Source organism: Planosporangium thailandense (assembly GCF_011947195.1).
Lineage (GTDB): Bacteria > Actinomycetota > Actinomycetes > Mycobacteriales > Micromonosporaceae > Planosporangium > Planosporangium thailandense.
In genome coordinates, this window is record NZ_JAATVY010000016.1 from 70,729 (window position 1) to 93,858 (window position 23,130).

Annotated in this window: 19 protein-coding genes; 7 read left to right on the forward strand and 12 right to left on the reverse strand. The window is 73.1% G+C overall.

All coding sequences use genetic code 11. The features are described from left to right. Positions 1-117: 117 nt before the first annotated feature. The 6 genes from HC031_RS20830 to kdd form a co-directional block, all read right to left on the reverse strand. The gene (locus HC031_RS20830) at positions 118-1,488 is read right to left on the reverse strand and encodes a glutamate mutase L (protein ID WP_167927048.1); all 1,371 of its coding nucleotides are present in this window, start codon (positions 1,486-1,488) and stop codon (positions 118-120) included. Beyond that, complete coding sequence (gene kal / locus HC031_RS20835) at positions 1,485-1,868, reverse strand: 3-aminobutyryl-CoA ammonia lyase (protein ID WP_167927049.1); 384 nt, start codon at positions 1,866-1,868, stop codon at positions 1,485-1,487. Before kal ends, HC031_RS20830 begins: the two co-directional genes overlap by 4 nt. Continuing rightward, complete coding sequence (gene kamE / locus HC031_RS20840; RefSeq protein ID WP_167927050.1) at positions 1,865-2,614, reverse strand: lysine 5,6-aminomutase subunit beta; 750 nt, start codon at positions 2,612-2,614, stop codon at positions 1,865-1,867. The genes kal and kamE overlap by 4 nt, the downstream gene beginning before the upstream one ends. 106 nt (positions 2,615-2,720) lie before the next feature. Then, entirely contained in the window at positions 2,721-4,331 is a 1,611-nt protein-coding gene (gene kamD / locus HC031_RS20845) for a lysine 5,6-aminomutase subunit alpha (protein ID WP_167927051.1), read from the reverse strand. Beyond that, positions 4,328-5,860, reverse strand: a complete 1,533-nt coding sequence (locus tag HC031_RS20850) for an amidohydrolase (RefSeq protein WP_167927052.1) — start codon at positions 5,858-5,860, stop codon at positions 4,328-4,330. Before HC031_RS20850 ends, kamD begins: the two co-directional genes overlap by 4 nt. Before the next feature lie 4 nt (positions 5,861-5,864). Next, on the reverse strand, positions 5,865-6,893 hold the full coding sequence (kdd, locus tag HC031_RS20855) for an L-erythro-3,5-diaminohexanoate dehydrogenase (RefSeq protein WP_167927053.1): 1,029 nt from the start codon (positions 6,891-6,893) through the stop codon (positions 5,865-5,867). Between the two features lie 99 nt (positions 6,894-6,992). On the opposite strand from kdd, the gene HC031_RS20860 reads away from it, so the two are divergent. Beyond that, positions 6,993-8,366 (forward strand): KamA family radical SAM protein, encoded by a 1,374-nt coding sequence (locus HC031_RS20860; protein WP_420813658.1) that lies wholly within the window; start codon positions 6,993-6,995, stop codon positions 8,364-8,366. A gap of 311 nt (positions 8,367-8,677) precedes the next feature. Further along, positions 8,678-8,935: a hypothetical protein gene (locus tag HC031_RS20865; RefSeq protein WP_167927055.1), complete on the forward strand. Its 258-nt coding sequence runs from the start codon at positions 8,678-8,680 to the stop codon at positions 8,933-8,935. On the opposite strand, the gene HC031_RS20870 is transcribed toward HC031_RS20865, so the two are convergent. Together HC031_RS20870 and HC031_RS20875 are read right to left on the reverse strand one after the other, a co-directional pair. Continuing rightward, complete coding sequence (locus HC031_RS20870; protein ID WP_167927056.1) at positions 8,905-9,591, reverse strand: Pr6Pr family membrane protein; 687 nt, start codon at positions 9,589-9,591, stop codon at positions 8,905-8,907. The two genes, HC031_RS20865 and HC031_RS20870, sit on opposite strands and share 31 nt — an antisense overlap. A gap of 80 nt (positions 9,592-9,671) precedes the next feature. Then, positions 9,672-10,391, reverse strand: coding sequence for an HAD family hydrolase (locus tag HC031_RS20875; protein ID WP_167927057.1), 720 nt, complete (start codon positions 10,389-10,391; stop codon positions 9,672-9,674). Between the two features lie 88 nt (positions 10,392-10,479). On the opposite strand from HC031_RS20875, the gene HC031_RS20880 reads away from it, so the two are divergent. Beyond that, a complete protein-coding gene (locus HC031_RS20880; protein ID WP_167927058.1) occupies positions 10,480-11,142 on the forward strand; it encodes a hypothetical protein in 663 nt (220 codons plus the stop codon). A 22-nt stretch (positions 11,143-11,164) separates the two neighbouring features. On the opposite strand, the gene HC031_RS20885 is transcribed toward HC031_RS20880, so the two are convergent. Continuing rightward, positions 11,165-11,731, reverse strand: a complete 567-nt coding sequence (locus tag HC031_RS20885) for a GNAT family N-acetyltransferase (protein ID WP_338090762.1) — start codon at positions 11,729-11,731, stop codon at positions 11,165-11,167. Between the two features lie 65 nt (positions 11,732-11,796). Here HC031_RS20885 and HC031_RS20890 point away from each other — a divergent pair, with 65 nt between their 5' ends. Next, on the forward strand, positions 11,797-12,369 hold the full coding sequence (locus HC031_RS20890; protein ID WP_167927059.1) for a histidine phosphatase family protein: 573 nt from the start codon (positions 11,797-11,799) through the stop codon (positions 12,367-12,369). Here the strand turns inward: HC031_RS20890 and HC031_RS20895 are convergent. Further along, entirely contained in the window at positions 12,362-12,805 is a 444-nt protein-coding gene (locus HC031_RS20895) for a winged helix-turn-helix transcriptional regulator (RefSeq protein ID WP_167927060.1), read from the reverse strand. The two genes, HC031_RS20890 and HC031_RS20895, sit on opposite strands and share 8 nt — an antisense overlap. A gap of 36 nt (positions 12,806-12,841) precedes the next feature. Next, the gene (locus tag HC031_RS20900; RefSeq protein ID WP_167927061.1) at positions 12,842-13,999 is read right to left on the reverse strand and encodes an acyl-CoA dehydrogenase family protein; all 1,158 of its coding nucleotides are present in this window, start codon (positions 13,997-13,999) and stop codon (positions 12,842-12,844) included. A gap of 1,048 nt (positions 14,000-15,047) precedes the next feature. On the opposite strand from HC031_RS20900, the gene HC031_RS34460 reads away from it, so the two are divergent. From HC031_RS34460 to HC031_RS20915, 3 genes are all read left to right on the forward strand, one after another. Further along, positions 15,048-17,708 carry a winged helix-turn-helix domain-containing protein gene (locus HC031_RS34460; protein WP_167927062.1) on the forward strand — a complete coding sequence of 887 codons (2,661 nt, stop codon included), beginning with the start codon at positions 15,048-15,050 and terminating at the stop codon, positions 17,706-17,708. 205 nt (positions 17,709-17,913) lie between these two features. Further along, on the forward strand, positions 17,914-19,077 hold the full coding sequence (locus tag HC031_RS20910) for a PP2C family protein-serine/threonine phosphatase (protein WP_167927063.1): 1,164 nt from the start codon (positions 17,914-17,916) through the stop codon (positions 19,075-19,077). 394 nt (positions 19,078-19,471) lie between these two features. Next, the gene (locus tag HC031_RS20915; RefSeq protein ID WP_167927064.1) at positions 19,472-20,299 is read left to right on the forward strand and encodes a DUF7144 family membrane protein; all 828 of its coding nucleotides are present in this window, start codon (positions 19,472-19,474) and stop codon (positions 20,297-20,299) included. A gap of 25 nt (positions 20,300-20,324) precedes the next feature. Here the strand turns inward: HC031_RS20915 and HC031_RS20920 are convergent, their stop codons facing one another. Further along, entirely contained in the window at positions 20,325-22,988 is a 2,664-nt protein-coding gene (locus HC031_RS20920; protein WP_205863016.1) for a winged helix-turn-helix domain-containing protein, read from the reverse strand. Between the last annotated feature and the right edge of the window lie 142 nt (positions 22,989-23,130).

Consider the following 23,130-nt stretch of genomic DNA (forward strand, 5'->3'; position numbering starts at 1 on the left):
AGCCGCTTGCCGAAGTAGGACTCAAAGAAGGTACGCGATCCGCCCCTGCCGCTGTCAACAGGTCAGGGGGGTGTCGCCCGAACGATACGGCGTGTCGTTCCGGCGTGTCCGCGCCTGTCACTGACCGTACAGTTCCCGTCGCGCCAAGGCTATGGCGGCGTCGGGAAAGTCACCCGCCAGTAGCCCCACCGCGGCCAGCACGTACGTCCGGTCCACCCGCCCGGCGGCCGCTCTCGGCAGCCGCCACCCACCGGCGTGGTCGGCCAGCACCGCGTCGAGGACCGTCGCCGACCGGTCGGCCGACGCGTGCCGCAGCACCCCGCCCGACCCGATCAGCAGCCGGACGCCACCGAGGTCCTTGCCGCCCCGGCGGGGCCCGCCGCCCGGCCCGCCGGCGGGCTCGCCCCGGGCGTGCCGGCGCACCGCCACCACCGCGGCGAGCTGCGCCAGCCGCAGATCCACGGTGACGTCGTCGGCCAGCAGGTCCGGCCGCTCGGCGCGGGCCGCCGCCGCGACGGCCAGGCGGTCGGCCTCGGCGTCGTCGATGAGCTTCTCGGCGCGCGCCGCGACCACCACGCCCGGCGCGCTCCAGCGCACCCCCAGGTCGCCCTCGACGGTACGGCTGCGCCACAGCGCCCCGGCCACCTCGCGGGCGGGCCCGTCGGCGCGTTCGGCGTCGGGCGTCACCACCGAGTACACGTCGGTCGTCGCGCCGCCCACGTCGACGACGGCGAAGTCCCCGGCGCCGGTGTCGGCCAGCAGCTCCACGGCGGTCAGCACGACGTCCGGGGTCGCCCCGCGCACCGCCGCCGCGAACCGGCGGTCCCGCGACAGCCGCTTCCCGCCGATGACGTGCCGCAGGAACACCTCCCGGATCGCCGCCCGCGCACGGGCCGGCGCCAGCACTCCGATGCGGGGCAGCACGTTGTCGGTCGCCACCACCGGCACGCCGCCCGCGGTCAACGCCGCCGCCACGTCGTCGCGGGCCTCGACGTTGCCGGCCACGACCACCGGCACCCGCAGCCGGGCGGCGGCCAGGCGACCGGCGTTGTGCCGGATCGTGTCGGCGTCGCCGCCGTCGGTGCCGCCGACCAGCAGCACCACGTCGGGCTCGGCCGCCCGCAGCGCCGCCACCGCCGCCCCGTCGAGCCGGCCGGCCGCCACGTGCACCACCCGCGCCCCCGCGCTGGTGGCGACCCGAGCTGCTGCCTCCGCGCTCACCAGGGCCTCGTACCCGACGACCGCGAGCCGCAGCCCGCCACCGGCGCTCGAACACATGTACACGGTCGACAGGTCGTGCCCGGGCAGCCGCCCGGCGAGCGCGCCGACGGCCGCGTCGACCCCGCGCATCACGTCCGTGCCGACCGTGGTCGGATGCTCGGCCCGGGCCACCAGCGCCCCGTCGGACACGTCGACCGCCGCCGCCTTCGTGTACGTCGACCCGACGTCGACGCAGACCGCCAGGGGCCCGCGCGGACCGGTGGTCACGGACGCGCGGGTACGACGACCGTGCCGGTGGCCGTCACGGCGACGATCGGCTGATCGAGCACGTCCGCGGCCGATTCGCCCTTGTCGGGCCGGCCCCGGCACACGACCGCGCAGGTGAAGTCGATGGTGCGGCTGCGGGTGCCCATCCGGGCCACCGTGGCGGTCACTTCGAGGACGTCGCCGGCCCGCACCGGCGCCTTGAACTGCACGTCCGAGTACGACGCGAACAGCCCCTCGTCGCCGTCGAGCCGGATGCACACCTCGGTGGCCACGTCACCGAACAGCCCCAGCGCGTACGCGCCGTCGACGAGGTCGCCGGCGTAGTGGGCGTGCGAGTAGGGCACGTACCGGCGGTGGGTGACGGTCAGACCGACGCTCATGCTGCCTTCGCTTTCTGCGTGATCAACGCGTGGACCAGGTAGCTGGCCACCTCACGGGGCGTGGTGCCCCGGCCGAAGATCCGGTCCACGCCCAGCTCGACGGCCATCAGCTCGTCGAACCGGGGGCCGCCCACGACCAGCAGCGGCCGCCGGTCGGCCGGCATGGCCTCCCGGAACGCCGCCGACATCTCCCGCGTGTTGTGCAGGTGCGCGTCGCGCTGCGTGACCACCTGGCTGACCAGCACCGCGTCGGCCTTCTCCGCCCGGGCGGCCTCGACGAGGTCGGGCACCGCCACCTGCGCGCCCAGGTTCACCACCCGCAGCTCCCGGTAGTACTCCAGGCCCTTCTCACCCGCGATGCCCTTGACGTTGAGGATCGCGTCGATGCCGACGGTGTGCGCGTCGGTGCCGATACACGCCCCGACGACCACGAGCTTGCGCCGCAGCCGCCGCTTGATCAGCGCGTTGACGTCCTTGGCCGACAGCAGCGGGAAGTCCCGCTCCACGACCTGCACCGCCGACAGGTCCACCAGATGGTTGACCCGCCCGTACACGACGAAGAAGGTGAACCGCTCACCCATCTGCTTGGCGTGCACCACCATCGCCGGGTCCAGGCCCATCTTGCCGGCCAGCTGCAGCGCCGCGCCCTCGGCGCGCTTGTCACACGGCACCGGCAGCGTGAACGACAGCTGCACCATTCCGTCGCCGGTGGTGTCGCCGTACGGGCGCACGATGTCGCCGCTCACGCCTCACCCCCCATCAAGATCCCTACAAGAAGTGACTTGTTGCCGTCATCCGCGGTGCTGAGCCAGCAAAGAATGACTCTTTGCCCGGATCTTGGAAGCGCGTGCCTCACGCTGCCGCCTCCAGGATCTCGGTCGCCGGGTTGTAGTAGTCCGCCTCGTGGCGCGCCACCCCGTCCAGGCCCTTGCCCCGGTCCGCCGGGCGCTTCATGATCCCGAACGTGCCGTCGGCAATCGCGTTGAGCAGCCCGTCGTCGACGATGCGCTCCAACAGCTCCACCGCCTCACCGAGGACCTGCCGCGCCCGCGACTGGATGAACCCGCCCGGCGCCGGCACGAAGTCCTCGCGCAGGCCACCGGCGGCGTTCAGCACGTACCGCACGTTCTGCAGCGCGATGTCCCGGTCGGACAGCCACGGCGTCACCACCGCCTCGGTCATCATCCCCACCAGCAGAATGCCCTGGCCGGTCATCGCACCGACGAGGTTGAAGAACCCGTCGAGCAGGTTGCCGCGGAACACGTCCCCGGTCATGTGCTTCGTCGGCGGCATCCATTTCAGCGGCGCGTCCGGGAACAGCTCCCGCGCCAGCAGCGCGTGCGCCAGCTCCAGGCGGAACGACTCCGGCAGATCCGGGTTGATCTCGAACGCGTGACCCAGCCCGAGCTGCCAGTCCGCCAACCCCGCCTCATGGGCGAAGTACTCGTTGAGCAGCTGCGACACCGTCACCGTGTGCGCGGCCTCCACCGCGTCCGCGGTGGTCAGGTAGTTGTCCTCGCCGGTGTTGATGATGATCCCGGCCCGGGCGTGGATCTGCCGCGAGAACCGCTGGTCGACGAAGGTCCGGATCGGGTTGATGTCGCGGAACAGGATCCCGTACATCGAGTCGTTGAGCATCATGTCCAGCCGCTCCAGGCCGGCCAGGGTCGCGATCTCGGGCATGCACAGCCCGGACGCGTAGTTGGTCAGCCGGATGTAGCGGCCCAGCTCCCTGGACGACTCGTCGAGCGCCGCCCGCATCAGCCGGAAGTTCTCCTGCGTGGCGTACGTGCCGGCGAACCCCTCACGCGTCGCGCCCTCCGGCACGTAGTCCAACAGGGACTGTCCGGTCGACCGGATCACCGCGATGATGTCGGCGCCCTCCCGCGCCGCCGCCTGCGCCTGCGGAATGTCCTCGTAGATGTCGCCGGTCGCCACGATGATGTAGATCCACGGCCGCTTACGATCAGTCTCGCTCGGCGCGTCTGACGCCGCGCCGCGACCGAGACCAATCGCCGGATCCCCGTGGCGCTTGATCAACCGGTCGCGTTCGGCGCGGCGCCGGTCGATACGCCGGATGCCCGCCGCGACCGCCCGCCGGGACGCCCGCTTCGCGGCCGTGGCCGCCTTCCCGGCCGGCACCTCGAACCGCACCGACCCCGCCGCCGCCTTCTGCGCCAGCAACGTCACGTCGTCGAGGCCTTCCCGGGCCAGCGCGTCGAAGACCGGCAGCGCCGCCCCGTGGCCCAGCCCGACGTCGGCGACCACCGCGTCGACGAGGCGGTTGACCCACGGGATGCCGTCGGCGTCCGCCCCGGTCACCCCGGCCAACCGCAGCACGGCCCGCTCCACCGACATCGTCGTGTGGCTACGCGCCAGGTCCACCACCGGCCGGCCGGCCTTCTGGGCCAGTCGCCGCGCCCGGCGCACCACCACCGGGTCCAGGTCGAGTTTTCCGCTCACGCGTCCTCCACGTCGTAGATCACCTCGCCGCGCAGCACCGTACGCCGGCACATCGGCAGCGGGTCGTCCTCCCTGAGCGCGGGCAGACCGCCGTCCAGCGACCCGGTCACGTCCCACACCGCGAACGTCGCCGCCGTCCCCGGCGCCAACCGCCCGTCGTCGTCCCGGCCGACCGCCCGCCACCCGCCCCGCGTGTGCGCCGCGAACGCCGTCCGCGCGCTCACCCGGTACACCGGGTTGTGGTGGCACATCGCCGCCCGGATCGTCCCCCACGGGTCCAACGGCGTCACCGGCGAATCGGAGCCGAACGCCAGCGCCACCCCGACCCCGGCCAGCGCACCGAGGGGGTTGGCCGCAAGGGACCGCGCCACGCCGAGGCGCTGGGCGTACATGCCGTGCTCACCGCCCCACAGCCGGTCGAACGCCGGCTGCATGCTCGCCGTCACCCCGTACTCGACCAGGCCGCGGATCAGCTCCCGGTCGAGGATCTCCAGATGCTCGATGCGGTGCCGCCCGGCCCGCAACGCGTCGAGCCCGACGACCGCCGCGGCCTGCGCGAACCCGTCGAGGACCGTCGCGATAGCCGCGTCACCGATGGCGTGGAACCCGCCCTGCACGCCCGCGCGCACACAGCCCACCAGATGGTCGGCCACCTGCTCGGCCGTCACGTACCCGTGCCCGGACGTGTCCGCGTCCAGGTACGGCTCCCGCAGGTGCGCCGTGTGCGAACCGAGCGCCCCGTCGGCGTACAGATCCCCACCGGCCCCGACCGCGCCCAACTCGCGGGCCTTCGCCGCCGCGCCCAGCTCACCCCAGTACCCGTACACCTCCGGCAGGCCACCCTCGCGCGCGGTCGCCAGCAGCGCCTGGAACCCCTCCTCGTCGGAGGTTCCCGGCCCGCCGCACTCGTGCACCGCCGCGATCCCCAGGCTCGCGGCGTGCCGCAGCGCGGCCTCCTGCGCCCGGCGCCGCTGAGCCGCGGTGACCGACCCGTGGGCGACGGCCCGCACCACGTGGTGCGCACTGCGCCGCAGCCACCCGTCGGCCGCGTAACCCGGCTCGTCCGGCGACACCCGCGCCAGCAGCGGCGACGACACGAGGGCCGAGTGCACCGACGCCTGCGACAGGTACACCGCCCGGCCGCCGGCGGCCCGGTCCAGCTCGGCCGCGGTCGGCGGCCGCTGGTCGGCCCAGCCCGACTCGTCCCAGCCGTGCCCCACCACCACCGCGTCGCCCGGCAGGTCCGCCACGTACCGCGCGACCGAATCCAGCACGTCCTCCCGGGACCGGGTACCGGCCAGGTCCAGACCCAGCAGCGTGATCCCGGTGTCGAGAGTGTGCACGTGCGCGTCGACGAACGCCGGCGCGATCAGCGCGCCGCCCACGTCGACGACCCGGTCGGCGGCGGGAGCGGCGTCGTCGGCGCCCAGCCAGCCGACCCGGCCCTCGTCGGTGACGAGAAGGGCGGTCGAAGCGGGGACCGAGGCGCTGTAGATCCGGCCGTTGCGGTAAAGGGTGGCGGGAGTCATGGCCTCAGTCTGCCGAAAGCCGCGCCTCGAACAGACCGCGCACCGCCGGCTCACCGCGCAGCAGGTCCAGCGCGAAGTCGGCGTGCCCCGGCGCGTACCCGTTGCCGATCAGCATCGTCACGTCCGCCGCCAGGCCCTCCGCGCCGAGCGCCGCGGCCGGGAACGACGTGGCCATCGAGAAGAAGATCACGGTGCCGCCTTCGGCGGTCGACAGGATCGCCCCGTGCTCACAGCCGGGCACGTCGACGCAGACGACCGTCACGTCCGCCGGGCCGCCGAGACTCTCGCTCACGGCCGTGCTCAGCGCGACCGGGTCGCGGGCGTCGGCGAGGGCCACCGCGTCCGCCACGCCGGCGTGCGACAGCAGGTCGCGCTCCGCGGCCGTGGGGACCACCCCGACGGTACGGGCGCCGGCGCGCCGCGCGGCTGCCAGGGACAGCGACCCGCTCTTGCCCGCACCGCCGATGACGGCGACCCTCGGACTGTCGTAGCGGCGTACGACCCGGTCGGTGAGCGCCGGCGCGCCGCACACGTCGAACACGGCCAGGGCGAGCTCCGCCGGAAGGTCATCGGGCAGCACCGCCGCGATCGACCGGCCGAACAGGATGGCATGCCCGTCGCAGGGGACCTGCTCGCTCAGGCCGTCCCAGCGCGCCAGTCCGTCGGTCACCGCGAGCGGGGTCAGGGTCAGCGACACGAGCGTCGCGACCCGGTCGCCGACCTTCAGCCCCAGCGTCGAGGCCGGGCCGACCGCGTCGACGGTGCCGATGAGCATCCCGCCGGAGCCGGTCACCGGGTTGTGCATCTTGCCCCGCGCCTCGATGATCCCCAGCACTTCGGCCCGCACCGCCGCGCCGTCGCCGCCGTGCTTGGTGGCCAGCTGGCGGAAGCTCGCCGCGTCCAGGTTGAGCCGCTCAACCTGGACCCGCACCTCGTCGGCGCCGATCTCCGGCCGGTTGTCCAGCCGCTGCGCGGCCTGGGGCAACACACCGTGCGGGGCGAGTACCCGATGCAACCCGACGGGCGAGGTCATGAAAACTCCTACGTTTGATACGGGTGATGACGACAAATCCTATGGCAGGTTAGTCTATCTGCCGGATATTTTCATCGTCATCGTGTTGTCGACGTCGTCGTGAAGGAGCCCGCCGTGAACGAGACCGGCCAGCCCTACCAGTACCAGCGCCGCGAGCTGGTCGAACCGGACTGGACGCGACTGCCCGGTTGGCGCCACGTCACCCGCGAGCAGTGGGAGTCCGCGCAGTGGCAACGCGCCAACTGCGTCAAGAACCTCAAACAGCTCCGCGCCGTCCTCGGCGACCTCATCGACGAGCGCTTCTACGCCGACCTCGCCGAAGACCAGCAACAGCACGCCACCATGTCCATGCTGGTACCACCGCAGATGCTCAACACGATGGTCCCGCACGAGGCACCCACCACCGAGGCGCTCTACGCCGACCCGGTCCGCCGCTACATGATCCCCGTCGCCTCCGACCGGCGCCCCGACTGGCCGTCCCACCCCTACGCCACCCGCGACTCACTCCACGAGCACGACATGTGGGTCGCCGAAGGACTCACCCACCGCTACCCCACCAAGGTCCTCGCCGAGCTGCTCCCCACCTGCCCCCAGTACTGCGGCCACTGCACCCGCATGGACCTCGTCGGCAACTCCACCCCGACCGTCGACAAGCTCAAGCTGACATTGAAGCCGGTGGACCGCTACGAAGGCATGATCGCCTACTTGAAGACCCACCCCGGCGTCCGCGACGTCGTCGTCTCCGGTGGCGACGTCGCCAACGTGCCGTGGAAGAACCTCGAGTCGTTCCTCATGCGCCTGCTCGACATCGAGACCATCCGCGACATCCGCCTGGCCACCAAAGCCCTCATGGGCCTCCCCCAGCACTGGCTGCAGCCCGACGTCGTCGAAGGCATGGAGCGCGTCGCCCGCACCGCCGCCCGCCGCGGCGTCAACCTCGCCATCCACACCCACGTCAACCACGCCAACTCCCTGACGCCCCTGGTCGCGAAGGCCGCGCAGACCGCCCTCGAAGTCGGCGTCCGCGATGTCCGCAACCAGGGCGTCCTCATGCGGGGCGTCAACGCCACCTCCGCCGACCTGCTCGACCTGTGCTTCGCCCTGCAAGGCGAGGCCGGCATCCTGCCGTACTACTTCTACATGTGCGACATGATCCCCAACGCCGAGCACTGGCGCGTCGCCGTCTGGCAAGCCCAGCAGCTCCAGCACGACATCATGGGCTACCTGCCCGGCTACGCCACCCCGCGGATCGTGTGCGACGTGCCGTTCGTGGGCAAACGCTGGGTCCACATGCTCACCGAGTACGACCGCGAGCACGGCATCTCGTACTGGACCAAGAACTACCGCACCTCGATCGAGGCCGACGACGCCGAGGCGCTGTCGCGCCGGTACCCCTACTACGACCCGATCGACACCCTCCCCGAGTCCGGCCAGAAGTGGTGGCGCAAGCAGGAGGCGACGGTAGCCGTCTGACCCTCACCCCGCCGTCAGGAATCGGTGCGGCCCCGAGTGTCGGGGCCGCACCGATTCTTTTTGCCCACGGTCGACCGGGCGCGTGGGAAAACCGGGAGATCCGCCGCGTAGCGGCGTTTTCGTGTGATGTGGCGGTAGCCACATCCGCTCAGGGCGTCCTAGGACGCTAGGTTGTAGGTCGGAGCGCCCGTCCGGGCTGTCCCATGATCGTGCCCGGGTCCGCGTTGCTGAGGTCTGCCGGCCGCTGACACCTCGACAACACGGACATCGGCAGGATCTTGCGAACCACGCTCTGCCGGTAGGGTCCTGCCATGCCGCTGCCATCGCGTCCGACCGCGCCCCTGGGGGTTCGTGAGATCGCCGGGTGGAGTCTGAAGGTCTACGGCATCGCCGCCCATGACCCCGTTCCGCGCTCGAGCCTGGTCGCGGCCGCGCTCGAGCACGCCGCCGACGTGCTGCCGGCCACACAACCAGGACACGGGTTCGTCATCGCGCACGAGGCGCGGGCCTGGGCGCGACACACCGATGACCCGGCCGCCTACCTCGCCGACGTCTTCAGCTCCCGGTAGGGCGCCACCTCGTCCCCGGCCGTCCCTCTCCCCCGGCGCGCCAGCCACCGGTCCACCCCGTTCACGCCCAGCGCGACGAGCACGAACAGGACCGCGATCACCAGCGAGTTGAGCAGGACGCGAGCGTATCCGAGGTGGGCGACGTCGAGGAACGGATACGGGTACCAGTCGATCAGCCGGCCCCGGATCAACGTGACCGCCAGGAACAGCGCCGGGTACACCAGCGACAGCAGCGCCGTCCGCCACGAGGCAAGCCGCCGCGGGCCCGCGAACACCCAGCCGGCGACCGCCAGTACGGGCACCACGGTGTGCAGGAACAGGTCGGTCACCACCCACCAGCCCGTGAGGTGCGCCAGCCGGGCCAGCACCACGTGGTACACGACCGCGGTGATCACGATCCCGACGATCGCCGCCCGCCACAGCACGCCGAACGCCGTCGAGGCGCGGTCGCGCCGGATCGCCAGCAGCAGCGCCGTCACCGCGACGAGCAGGTTCGACTCGATCGTGAAGAAGAACAGCTCGTTGACGGTCCGGGCGGCGGCCGAGCCGAAGTGCGGAACCGGGTGTGAGCCGTACAGGCCGAGCTGGACCGCGACCGCGGCGAAGCCGACCAGCGCCGTCGCGCCGAACCATACCCTCGCCCACCGGTCAGACATGGCGGCGAGAATAGCCGGCTATCGATGCCCGTTGCCCGTTCCGGAGATCAAGGTCACGACCGCTAAGGCGTCCTAGGATGCTAGGTATGGTCGGTAGGGGCGACGGCCACCTCGGCGATGGCGGCGAGCACCGCCTGCGTGTCGGCGAGGCTCGCCAGGACGCGGTGCGCCCCGGCCGCGCGCAGCTCTGTGGTGGTGTAGCTGCCGGTCGCGACCGCGACCACCGACGCGCCGGTGGCGAGGGCCGCCTCCACGTCGCGCGGGGTGTCCCCTACGAGTACCGTCGCCCGACCGCCGAACGCCCGGCCGTGCCGGGCACGCGCCGCCGACCGGGCCAGGTCGACCAGGTGCGCCCGCACCGGATGCGCCCACCCGTACGCGCCGATGTCCAGGTCCAGGTGCTCCGAGAGGCCGAACGCGCGCATCTTCGCCGCGGCGAAGGCGCGGATGTTGCCGGTGAGCAGCGTCTGGACCGCCGCGGTCTCAGCGAGGGCCGTGAGCGCCGCCGCCGCGCCCGGCAGCGCCCTGCCCTCCGTGCGCAGCAGCCCCTCCAGCTCGGCGAGCGCCTTCTCGGCCGCCGCCCGGAACTCCTCCAGGTAGCCGTCCGGCTCCGGCACGCCGTTGCCGATCAACAGGTCGATGGCGATCGCCCGGTCGGTACGCCCGGCCATCGGCGGCACGTACCCGAAGTCGCGGCCGAACACCTGCCGGAACGCGGCCTGGAAGGCCCTGTGCCCCAGTCCGGCCGCATCCACCAGCGTGTGGTCGACATCCCACAGGACCAGCACTCCCCCGCTCATGAAACCGACTCTAGCGGTGAGCTGTGTCAACTTCTGGTTCACGCCGACCGATAGGCTGTGAACCCCTGGTTGTCGAAGGAGCGTGTACGTGGACCCTCTCACCGGCGCGCTGCCCGCCGCCGACCGCGCCGAGCTCCGCCACCTGGCCCGCGACCTCATGGAGCAGCTGACGCAGCGGCTGGCCGCCCACCCGGGCATCGGCGAGCTCCAGCCCATCCCCCGCACCGGCGACGCCGACGACGAGTACCGGCAGCGCCGCGACCAGCTGATGCGGGTACGCGCAGCCCAGGTCGCGAGCGCCCTGGTCGAACGGGCGGCCGCCGAGTTCACCGCGGCGGAGGCCGCGGACGCCGTCTGGCTGGGCGCCAGCCTCGCCGACCTCGGGACCACCAGCGGCAGCACCCGGCAGGCCGCCCGCAAGCGCTGGCCCGACCTCGGCCGGATCTACCGGGTACGGCGGTGGCTCGGCGGGCACCACGACGACCTCGTCGCGGTGATCGGAATGATCCTCGCGCGGGCCGCGGACGTGAGGGGTGTCGGCCTGGACAACCTGCAGGCGCTACGGGACGCCCTGGCAGCCGACGAGCCGCAGGCGACGCGCTGGCGGCGGCTCGCCGAGGCGGTCGACCGGCATGTGCGGCACGTCGCGGAGCGGGCGGTGCCGGTCACGGACGAGGCTGCGGAGGCCGTGGACGCGGCGCGCGGCGTCGTCGCGCACTTCGACGCGGTCACCGCCGGAGCCGGGCGCTGACCGTCGGAGCGGGGGCAGACTCCTAGGCGCTCGCTGCCGGGCCCTGCCGTACGTACTCGTCGCGGCTGAGCGCGTACACCCGGACCGCACGGCCGCACGACGGCTGGACCGTCTCCCGGTCGAGGCTCATGCCGAGCTTCCGCATCACGCGCTCCGAGGCGACGTTACCGACCTGGTGCACGCTCACGATGCGGTCCAGCCCCCGCTCGAGGAAGGCGAAGCGCAGCGCCGCCCGGGCCGCCTCGGTGGCGTACCCCTGTCCCCAGTGCCGCCGGCCCAGCCGCCAGCCGATCTCGACGGCCGGCATGATCTCCGGCAGGAACGTGGGAACCGCCAGGCCGGTGAAGCCCGCCAGTTCGCCGGTGCGACGGACCTCGACGGCGAACAGCCCGAAGCCGTGCTCATCCCACTCCCGCTCGCACGCGGTGATGCCGGCCGCCGTCCGGTCGTGGTCGGAGACCGCACCGTCGCCGATCCACCGCATCACCTCGGGATCGGCGTTGATCTCGGCCATCACCGCCACGTCGTCGGATCGCCATCGGCGCAGCACGAGCCTTGCGGTCTGCACGGTGGTCACATCGCGGCACACGGCAGCGACAGTAATCCGTCGGTGCCGCCGGACTCCGCCGGAGTGCCCGGGCGCATGATTACCGGATGGCAGAGATCGTCCTCATCCGCCACGGCCAGACCGAGTGGAGCAAGGCACACCGGCACACCTCCTACACCGACCTGGCGCTGACCGCGGAGGGCGAGCGCCAGGCGAAGGCGGTCGAAAAGGCCATCGCCGGCCGGCGGTTCGTCGCGGTGATCTCCAGTCCGCGGCGGCGGGCGTTGCGGACCGCCGACCTCGCCGGGCTCGCCGTCACCGCGGTCGACGACGACCTCGCGGAGTGGAACTACGGCGAGTACGAGGGGGTCACCACCGAAGAGATCCGCCGGTCCCGGCCCGGGTGGACGCTGTGGACCGACGGATGCCCCGGCGGCGAGTCACCGGAGCAGATCGGCGCCAGGATCGACCGCCTCCTGACCCGGGTACGACCGCTGCTCGCCGACGGCGACGTGGCCCTGGTCGGCCACGGCCACTGCCTGCGGGTCGTCGGCGCCCGCTGGGTGGGGCTGCCGCCGTCGGCCGGCGCGCTGCTGCGACTGGACACCGCGACGCTGTCCGCCCTCGGCTTCGAACGCGAGCAGCAGGTGATCCAGCGCTGGAACGCGCCCGTCACCTGATCTGCGGCGGGCGGCCCTCGTACGGGGTGGACAGCACCACCGTGGTGCGGGTCGCCACGTTCGCGGCCTTGCGGATCTCCTGGAGCAGCCGCTCGAGATCGGCCGGGCTCGCGACGCGGACCAGCAGCAGGTAGAAGTCGTCGCCCGCCACCGAGTAGCACGCCTCGATCTCGGGCAGGTCGGCCAGCCGCTCCGGCGCGTCGTCGGGCTGCGACGGGTCGATCGGCCGGATGGCCACGAACGCGGTCAGCGGCAGGCCCAGCGCCTCGTGGTCCAACCGGGCCGCGTACCCCCGGATGACGCCGCGCTGCTCGAGCCGGCGCACCCGTTGGTGCACGGCCGACACCGACAGCCCCACCTTCTCGGCGAGGTCGGTGTACGACTGCCTGCCGTCGTCGGCGAGCGCGCTCAGAATGGCCCGATCGGTCTCTTCCACGCGGGGAAAACTACACTGCCCACCCCGTCGGCCGCCTCACGGTTTGGTCACCGAGCGCGAGATCACCAGTCGCTGGATCTGGTTGGTGCCCTCGACGATCTGCAGCACCTTGGCTTCCCGCATGTACCGCTCGACCGGGTGGTCGCTCACGTAGCCGTACCCGCCGAGCACCTGCACGGCGTCGGTGGTGACCCGCATGGCCATATCGGTGGCGAACAGCTTCGCCTTGGCCGCCTCGACGCTGTACGGGCGGCCGGCGTCGCGCAGCCGCGCGGCGGCGAGCACGAGCGCGCGGGCCGCCGAGACCTGCGTCGCCATGTCGGCCAGCAGGAAGCCGATGCCCTGGAACTGTGCGATCGGGCGGCCGAACTGCTCCCGCTCGCGCGCGTAGGCCACGGCGTAGTCCAGCGCCGACTGGGCGAGGCCCACCGCGCACGCCGCGATCCCGAGCCGCCCGCCGTCGAGGGCGCTCATGGCGATGCGGAAGCCCCGGTTCTCCTCGCTGACGAGGCGGTCGGCGGGCACTCGTGCGGCGTCGAACACGATCTGGGCGACCGGCGAGGCGCGCAGGCCCATCGTGCGCTCCCGCGCCTGCGGCTCGATCCCCGGCGTCACGGCATCGGCGAGCAGGCAGGAGATGCCGCCCGCGCCCGGCCCGCCGGTACGGCAGAAGATGTTGTAGAAGTCGGCCTGGCCCGCGTGGGTGATCCACGCTTTCGTACCGGTCACGACGTAGTGGTCGTCCTCGCGGACGGCCTTGGTGGTCATCGCCGCGGCGTCGGAGCCGCCCGCGGGCTCGGACAGGCAGTACGCACCCAGCAGCTCACCGCCGACCATGTCGGGCAGGAACCGCTTGCGCTGGGCGTCCGAGCCGTAGGCAGCGATCGGGTAACACGCGAGGGTGTGTACGGAAACCGCCTCGGCGACGGCCAGCCACCGGCGGGCCAGCTCCTCGAGCACCTGCAGGTACACCTCGTACGGCTGGGCGCCGCCGCCGTACTCCTCCGGGTACGGCAGGCCGAGGAGGCCGGTGCGGCCGAGCACGCGCAGCAGTTCGCGCGGGAACTCACCGCGCGCTTCGAAGTCGTCCGCGCACGGCGCCAGTTCGGCATCGGCGATGTCGCGGGTCAGGTCGAGCAGCGCCGCCGCCTCATCGGTCGGCAGGATGCGCTCGACGTGGGAGTGGACGTTCACAGGCTCACCGGATCCATGGGGAAGGCGTCGTCGACCACACCTGACAGCTTAACGTTCGTTTGGGTCCGCGGTCAGCCGCGCCACGAGCGCGTCGGCGGACCGGGCGCGGCGCATGGCCGAGCGGCCGGCCGCGGGCCGGCGAAATGGTCGTCCGGGCGCTGACGGGACGGTCGCCGACGGGCCGGCGAAATGGTCGGCCATACGCTGCCGGAATGGGCGGCCGGCCGCTGTCGGAATGGCGCTGCCCACTGGCGGAATGGGCGGTCGTCGGCGGCCGGAAACAGCCGCCCGACGACGGTCGGGGCATCGCCCACACAAAACGTCCGGCGCCCCAACGTCCTTTTCCGCCATCTGAGGAACTTGTGAAACGGGAGGGTTGGCGGGTGGGTATGTGAGACGACCGGCCGCGAAGTGTGGCGCCCGCTATCGGGAATGTCGGAAAAGACCCTGCGCTCCGCGACGCCTCTCTGAGTAATGATCCGCGACTGTCTCCCGGTACGTGGGTAACCATGGCGCGCGGCCTAAGCCCTACTTTCGGGTAGCACCATTCGCACGGAGTGTTGTCGCAGCCACCCGCATCCCAGCCGGCCCGGCGATACATCGGACCCGCGAGCAGGCCCCGACGCGGAGCACCCGGATCACGCTCCGGCGCGACCGTCTCCCCTTTTGCGCGGATGGGCAGAATTTCCGGTACTCATGCTGCGGATTGTTACCGCGACAAATACCTTCTGTAGCCAGGCGTCGATGGTGAAACGTGCGTACCCGCCCGCTGGGATGGCGACGAAATGGAGGCCGCCCGCGGGCGCCGCGCATTCATGGCCGCTCGACGACGTTTAAGCCCGGCCACGGTGGCAAGAAACGCGGGCCGAGAACACTCCGTACCCACGCCCTGACGACGGGTATGGGGTGAGCCAGTGCCATTGGAGGGAGGTGGGGGCCGATATCCGCGACACGCGTGGGAACGGGACCGGACGGCCGCCGTTCCACGAATGAGGCCCCATTAGCCGGATCGGACCTACCCGCACCGCGCCGCCTCGGCGCGACGAGGGTGGGCCGGTCCCACCGCGACTCGGGTACGCCGATCGGCCGGCGCAAGGGGATCGTCCCGAAACCCCCCGACGCGCCGGGCGACCATACCCGCTGGCCGCAGCCGACATCCCGGTACCTGCCCCCCGAGCTGCCGGCGACCTACGTACCCCGCCCCCACCTGCTCGACCGGCTCGACCTCGCGCTGCGCAGCCCGATCACCGTGGTCGTGGCGCCGGCGGGGTCCGGCAAGAGCGTCCTGCTCAGCTCCTGGGCCCGCACCGACCGGGCCACGGGCCCGGTGGCGTGGGTCGGACTCGGTCCCGCCGACGGGTTCCGCGGCTGGCACCAGATCGTGGCCGCGCTCGGCCGGGTCGGCGTCCACGTCCGGGGCGACAGCGCCGAGCACGACCGCACCGACGATCCGGGCGACGCGCCGGCCGTACTCGTCCTCGACGATTTCCACCACGTCACCGACCGGGCCGTCCTGGCCAACGTCGAGCGGCTGCTGCACCACGGCGGGTCCCGCCTGCGCGTGGTCCTGCTGACCCGCAGCGAACCACAGCTGCCGCTGTACCGGTGGCGCCTGACCGGACAGCTCGCCGAGCTACGCACCGAGCAGCTGTCGTTTCGCCCTGGCGAGGCGGAGGACCTGCTTCGCCGCCACGGGCTCGACGTACCGCGCCCCACTGTCCGCAAGCTGCTGGCCGTCACCGAAGGCTGGGCAGCCGGCCTGACCCTCGCGGCCCGGGCCATGTCGTGGCACGGCGAGCCGGACCGCGTCGTCGACGAGCTGGGCGTCGGCGACCACGCCTTCATCGACTACTTCGACCGGGAAGTGCTGCGCCTGCTCGGCGACGACGCGCGCGAGCTGCTGCTGTGCACCTCCGTCCTGGACTACGTCTGCCCCGGACTCGTCGAGGCGGTGACCGGCCGGCGCGACGGCGCCCGGATCCTGGGCGACCTGGAGCAGGCGAACGCGTTCGTCGTCTACTGCGGCGGGTCGCACGGCTGGTACCGGTACCGACACCTGCTGCGCCGGGCGATGCGCGCGGAACTCGTCCGGCAGGCGCCGGACCGGATCGCCGCGCTGCACACCGCCGCCGCCGCCTGGCTGTCCCGCAACGGGATGCCGGCCGAGGCGCTGCGGCACGCGCTCGCCGCCGGCGACTGGGACGGCGCGAGCGTCCTGCTCGTCCGGCACTGGCGGGAGCTGCTGACCGGAAGCGGCCACGCCAGCCCGGCCGCGGCCATACCCGCGCCACCCGAGGCGGTCCACGCCGACACCCGGTTGGCGCTGGCCTTCGCGGTGGCCCACCACGAGGCCGGCGACCTCGACGGGATGCGGGCGTTCCTGCGCCGCGCCGAGGAGAGCCCGCACGTCGACGAGTCGGTGTCGCCCATCCTGAGCGCCGCGCTCCTGGCCCAGGCCCGCGCCTCGTGGGACCCCGAGCGCACGCTCACCCTCGCCGACCGGTTGCTCGACGGCGTGCGCGGGGCACCGGCCGCCGTGGTCGACGAGGTACGGGCGATGGCTCTGACCGCGACCGCGGACGCCTCGTTCGCCCTCGGCCGCGCCGACGCCGCGGAGGCCGCCCTGCGCGAGGCGCTGCCGCTGGCGCGGCGCAGCGGCTCACCCCGCGGACACCTCGCCGCCCTGCGCCAGCAGGCGCTCATCGACCTCGCCCGGGGGCGCCTCGGCGCGGCGGTCCACGCCTGCCAGGCTCTGCTCGGCGTGGTGTCGCGCGCCGGACTGACCCAGGCCAGCGAGGTCGACTGGGCCCGGCTCATCCTCGGCAGCGCCAGCCTGCTGCGCGGCCGCGTCGACGAGGCCGCCTACCACCTCGACCAGAACATGGCCGGCCCGGAACACCCGGACGCCGCCATCCGGACGTTCACCGCGACGGTCCAGGCCCGCCTCCACCACCTGCGGGGCGAGCCCCTGCGCGGCCTGGAAACGATCGTCACCGGCCGCCTCGACGTGGACGCCCACGGCCTGCCGCCGATGTTCAGCGCCGTCCTGGCGCTCATGGAGGCCGAGCTGCGGCTGGCGCTCGGCGATGAGCGGGAGGCCGGACGGCTGATCGACGCCGCCACGACGGCGGCGCCGTTCGCGGCGTGGACCGCGATCGTCCGCGCCCGCCTGCACCTGACCGCCGGCGACGCGACGGCGGCGATGGCGGCGATCAGCCGGTACGCCGTGAGCCCCGCCGGTGCGTCGCTGCGCTCGGCCGAAGCGTGCCTTCTGCACGCCCAGGCTCTCCGCTGCCTCGGCAACCACGACGCCGCGTCGCACTTCCTGGAGCGGTCGCTGCGCATCGCCAACGCCGAGGGGCTGCGGCAGCCGTTCGCCGTGAACGCCGCGCTCGTACACGACCTGCTGGTGGCCCAGCTGACGGCCGGCGTCGGCTACGCGCCCCTCATCACCGACCTCACCGGCGTCGCCGTCGACGAACCCGGCGGACGGCCGGCGCCCCGGCCGTCCGGGATCGAGCCTCTCACCGAGCGGGAGCTCATCGTTCTGCGTCACCTGCGCAGCACGATGTCCAACCCGGAGATCGCGTCGATGCTGTGCGTGTCCGCGAACACGGTCAAGACCCACGTCAAGAACGTGTACCGCAAGCTCGGCGTCGGCCGGCGCCGCGACGCCATCCGCCGGGCCCAGGAGGTGGGGCTGATCTGAAGCCGGCCGGCTCGTCCGTCCGGTCGACCCTGGCTCGACCGAACGGACGGTATTCGGGCGCGTTCGCGCGAGCCGGGACCACCCGGTTCGGGTGGACTACTGCGGCAACAGGGGAAACAGCCGAACATCACCCGGTTCGGGGGAGCCGGGGTCACCACACCGCGCCAACCATGGTCTGTCAGGCGGACCGAGCACGGGAGGTGCGATGGATGAGATCCGCGCCGGTGCGCACAGCGCGGTGGCGATCGACCCCGGCCCGGGTACGGCGGACCAGGGGCTCGGCTGGGGAGCCTGGCACCTGGACACCGACCACGTCGAGTGGTCCGAGCGGCTGTACCGGCTGACCGGCCGGCGGCAGGACGACGGAGCGCTGGCGCTACCGGGCTTTCTCAACCTCGCCGCGCCCGGCGACCGCGGACGGGTCGTGGCCGCCGTCGACCGGCTCTTCTACGACGGCGCGCCCGTCGACATCGAGTACCTGATGCGCGCGGCGGACCGGTCCCGGCCGATCCGCGCGACCTTCGAACTGCACCGCGCGCACCAGACCCTGTACGCGGTCGTCAACGACCTCACCGAGCTCAACCGGGTCCGCGACCGGCTGCTCGTCAGCCACCGCACGGTCGTGGCGCAACAGCGCGCGTTGGCACAGCAACGCGAGATCAACGGCCAGCTGCAACAGGTGATCCTGCCGGTCCCGACGGCGGTCACGGAGCTGGCCGGGATGCGCGTGGCGGTGCGCTACCTCGCCGCCGACGACACCACCGAGGTGGGCGGCGACTGGTACCTCGCCCTGCCGGTCGCCGACGGCGACGTCGTGTTCGCCGTCGGCGACGTCGTGGGGCACGGACTCGCCGCCGCCCCGCCGATGGTGGCGCTGCGCCATGCCGCGACGGCGTACGCGCTCGCCGGCCACGAGCCGGGTGAAGTGCTGTCCGCGCTCAACCTGCTGCTGTGCCGGCAGGGCGGCTGGGCGACCGCGACCGCCGTGGTGGCCCGCTACCGCCCGCGCACCGGCGAGCTGACGTGGGCGCGCGCCGGCCACCCGCCCATCATGCTGGCCGGCCGCGGGCGGGTGGACACCCGGTACGAGCCGACCGGCATGCTGCTGGGCGTCGACCCCACCACCGGGTACGAGCACGCCTCGGCCCGGCTGCACCCGGGCGACCTGGTGCTCATGTACACCGACGGCCTGATCGAGCAGCGCGGCCGGGGCATCGACGAAGGCGTCCGCGACCTCGCCGAAAGGGTGGGCGAAGGCCTGGCCGCGCCGGCCGACGACCAACTGCCGTCCATTCTGGACCGTCTACACCGCAGCAACCCGTACGACGACGCGTGCATGCTCGCCGCCCAGGCGACAGCGTCGCCGTAAGCGGCGGCATCGAATTTCACCCGGCGAGGGTGATGGTCACTCACCCCGCGATGGCGTTGCATATCAGCAAGGCACGACGGAGTGCCGGGGGTGGAGGCGTTCATGGCGGCAGTGGAGACCCGGACATCGGTTCGCGGTGGGCGCGAGCACGCGGGCCACCCTGCTCCGGTATCCGCACAGCACCGACCCTTGCCGATGGCGGCCGGTGTTGTCGCACTCGCCGCAGGGTCCACGCCGCTGGACGGACCTCCGTTGGTGTGCCGGCCGCGATCGCCGCGCGGCCGGCACACCGCTTGACTTTACTGTCCGGGGGGTACGAGCGCGCCGGTCCGGTTAACGCCGGGCCGGCGCGTTCGCGGCTGCCCACCGAAAGGTTGCCTGCCGAAAGGTTGCCATGGGTTACAGCGGATGGGCGGAGTGGAGGAGGTTCAGCGCCGCGATGCTCGCCCTCATGGGGGCGTTCAACGTGGCGGAAGGTCTCGTCGCGCTCTACGACCGGCGCGCGGTGCACGTCGACCCCGACCGGCTCCTGCTGCTCGGCCTGGCCGGCTGGGCGCGGGTCACCCTGATGCTCGGCGCGCTGCTGCTGGCGCTGGGAATGTGGCTGTCGGTCGTGACGATCCGGGTGCGGCCGGCCGCCCTGTCCGTGGTCTGCGTGCACGCCCTCAGCCAGCTCGGCGTGCTGGCCGCGCTCCCCGCCTGGGCGCTACTCATGATCTCGTTCGACGTCGTCATCATCTTCGCCCTCACCGCGACCCCGGCCGGAGCCGCCGCGAGCATGGCCCGCGGGTCCACCGGTGCCGGGGCGGGGCGCGCCACCCCGGCCGGTCGGGCCGTCACCTGCCGGCATCCGCCCGCCATGGTCGGTCCCGGCCGGGCCGGTCCCGTCGGCGCCGGCATCCGGATCCGGTACCGGCCGCGCCACGAGGTGCCCGCCGCCGACACCACTCTCGTCCTGGGCCCGCCGCTGACCGACGACGATCCGCGGCCTGCCGACCCGGTCGCGACCGGTGCCGCTGCGGTCGTCACCGGTACGGCGGTCGTGCCCGACGCCCGCGCCGCCGTCTCACGCGGCGACACCGCACCGCGCGCGCTGCCGAGCTCACCGCAGCAGGCGGCCCCCGACAGTCCGCCGGTCGCGCCCACGACCGCGACGAAGCGGCCGGCGCCACCCATCATCGGTGCGATCTCCGGCCGGTGGCCGGATGCGCGCCAGCGCTGACGCGCATCCGCGCATCCCTCCGGCGTCACAACAGATTCAGCTCGCGCGCCCGCTGGATGACCTCGCGGCGCCGGCCGGCGCCGAGCTTGCGGTAGATGCTCTTCATGTGTGTCTTCACGGTGTTGACGGACACGCACAGCATCGACGCGATCTCGGCGGCCGACAGCATGCTCTGCAGGTACCGCAGGACCGTCAGCTCCCGCTCGGTCAACGGCTCCGGCAGCCGGCTCGCCGCGGTGTTGTGCCGGGCCGCGCCCTGCGCCAGATCACCGGCGAGGTCGTCGGCCAGGCCGCGGTAGCTGCTGCCGGCCGGCACGTACGTGGTGAGCAGCTCCCGTACCGCGTGCCCGCCCTCCAGGAAGGGGCGCCGGATCCCCTCCTCGTCCGCGAGGCGCAGCGCCTGCTCCACCGACCGTCCGGCCTTCGTCCGGTCGCCGAGCGCCCGCATCGCCCGCGCGTACGTCAGGTTGGCCTCGATCGTCCACAGCAGTGAGACGCCACCGGGCTCGAGGTGCGCCACGACCGCGGACGCCGCCGGCGACGGCCGCCGCTCGGCCAGGTGCACCTTCGCCTGGACCAGCGTGTACCACAGCGACAGCGGCTCCGGCGGCGGTACGCCCAGCAGCCGCTTCGCCGCGGCCGGCTCGCCCGCCTGCACGTGCAGCTCCGCCTCCGCCAGGGTCAACCAGTGCCACAACAGACCGGAGATCTGGCAGTCGATCAACTGCCGACGCACCGCCGACAGCTCACCGGCCGCGCCCGCCACGTCGCCGTTGGCGGCCTGCAGGCGGGACCGCACGATCGCCGCCGAGGCGACCATGCCCGGCTCGACGAGGCCGCCGCTGTTGACCGCGCGCTCCAGGTAGTACACGGCCGGGCGGAGCCGGTTCTGCTGGTAGCAGACGTCGGCGAGGACCAGCAGCGTCCAGACCAGGTCGGCGCCCTGGGTCAGCCCGTGCTGGTCGGCCAGGCTCACCGCCTCCTTGGCGTACCGTACGGCGAGGTTGAGCCGGCCCCGCATCGCGCTGAGCGCGGCAAGCTGGCGAAGGGACGCGATCTGCACCTGAGCCACCCCTGACCGCCGGGCATGCACGAGCCCCTCCTCCAGCGGCGGCTCGGCCGCCTGCAGGTCGCCCTGGCTCAGCCGCGCGCCGCCCATCGCCGTGAGCGCGAGCGCGCGTACCTGATGGCTGTCCCCTTCGGACAGCGGCACCTCCTCCTGCAACAGCAGGGGCGCCGTCGTGAGGACGAGCTCCTGGTCGCCCGACAGGTGCGCCTCCGCCACCCGGAACGCGGTGACGATCGGGCGGAGCCGGTCGCGCGTGGACTCGTCGGCGCCCGCGTACGCCGACCGGTCCACCAGGTGCAGAAACGCCTCTGTCGCCCGCGGATCGCTGGCGTCGAGGCGCTCCGCGGCGAACGCCAGCGCGAGCCTCGGGTCGTGCTGGACCTGCTGCGGCGGCGCCGGCACGATCTCTTTCAGGGTACGCACGCGGGCACCCGGTACGAGCTCGTGCCAGCTGGCGTCGACGACCGCGACGGCCTGCGCCCACTCGCCCGCCGCGAGCGCGTGCCGGATCGCGTCGGCCGGCAGGTCGTGCGCGAAGTACCACTCGGCCGCCCTCCGGTGCAGCTCCGGCAGCTGCTCGGGCCGCCGCTGGCGCACCTCGTTGTAGAGCATGAGGCCGAACAACGGGTGGCAGCGGTACCAGCCACGGCTGCCGGTGCCGTGGACGGCCAGCAGGTTGGCCTGCTCCAGCGAGGCCAGGATCCGGTCGCAGTCGGGCCGCCCGGTCAACGCCTGTGCCAGCTCCGGGCGCACCTGCTCCAGGATCGACGTGACCAGCAGCACCTCCCGGACGTCGCCGGGCAGCTTGCCGAGCACCTCACCCATCAGGTACTCGCCGAGCGCCCGGTCGTGCACCGCGAACTCGGGTACCAGGCTGTCCGGGTCGGGGTGGTCGGCGAGCGCGAGGGCCGCCAGGCGCAGGCCGGCGGCCCACCCTTCGGTCATGGCGTGCAGGCTCACCAGCGCCGGCTCCGCCAGCCGCACCCCGTGCGCGGCGAGCAGCTGTCCGGTCTCGCCCAGCGAGAACGCCAGCTGCGGGCCGCGGACCTCGGTGACCGCGCCGCGCATCCGCCACCGGTACAGCGGGAGCGCCGGATCGGCGCGGCAGCCGAGCACGAGCCGCAACCGCGACGAGGCGCGGCCGAGCACCGCCTCCAGTTCGGTCCACACCTGCGCGTCGGTGACCTCGTGCGCGTCGTCGACGACCACGACGACGATCGGTCCGGGCGCCTCGAGCGCGGTGCCGATCTCGTCGATGATGGCGGCGCGGCTGTCGGCCCGCCGGGCGAACGGCTCGACCGTGGACAGCGCTGCGGCGAACTGCTCCCAGAACTCCCCCGAGCGCGCGGCCTCAGCGGTCATCCAGGCCACCGGGCCGGGCGCGCGGCCGGCGCGTACCCACGCCGCCAGCAGCGTCGTCTTGCCCCACCCGGCCGGCGCGGACACGATGGTCAGCGGATGCTCGCCGGCCTGGTCGAGCAGCTCGAACAGGCGCGGCCGCTCCACGAGGTTCGGTGGCGGCTGCGGCACGGGCGGCCGTGGTAGCAGGGACTCGAGTGTGCTGGGCGGGATCGCGTCGATGACCGCGACGGTCGGCTCCGGCCGGCTCTCAGAGACCATGCCGGCCCCCACCGGTCGCCGCCGGTACGCGGACGCGCTCGCCCGGTCGGCCACCCCAGCGGCCGGCCGGGTGCCACCGCCCCCGGCCGTCACCGCCAAACCTGTCGTTCACCCAGCGGTCCCCCCGCACGTTGATGCGCAA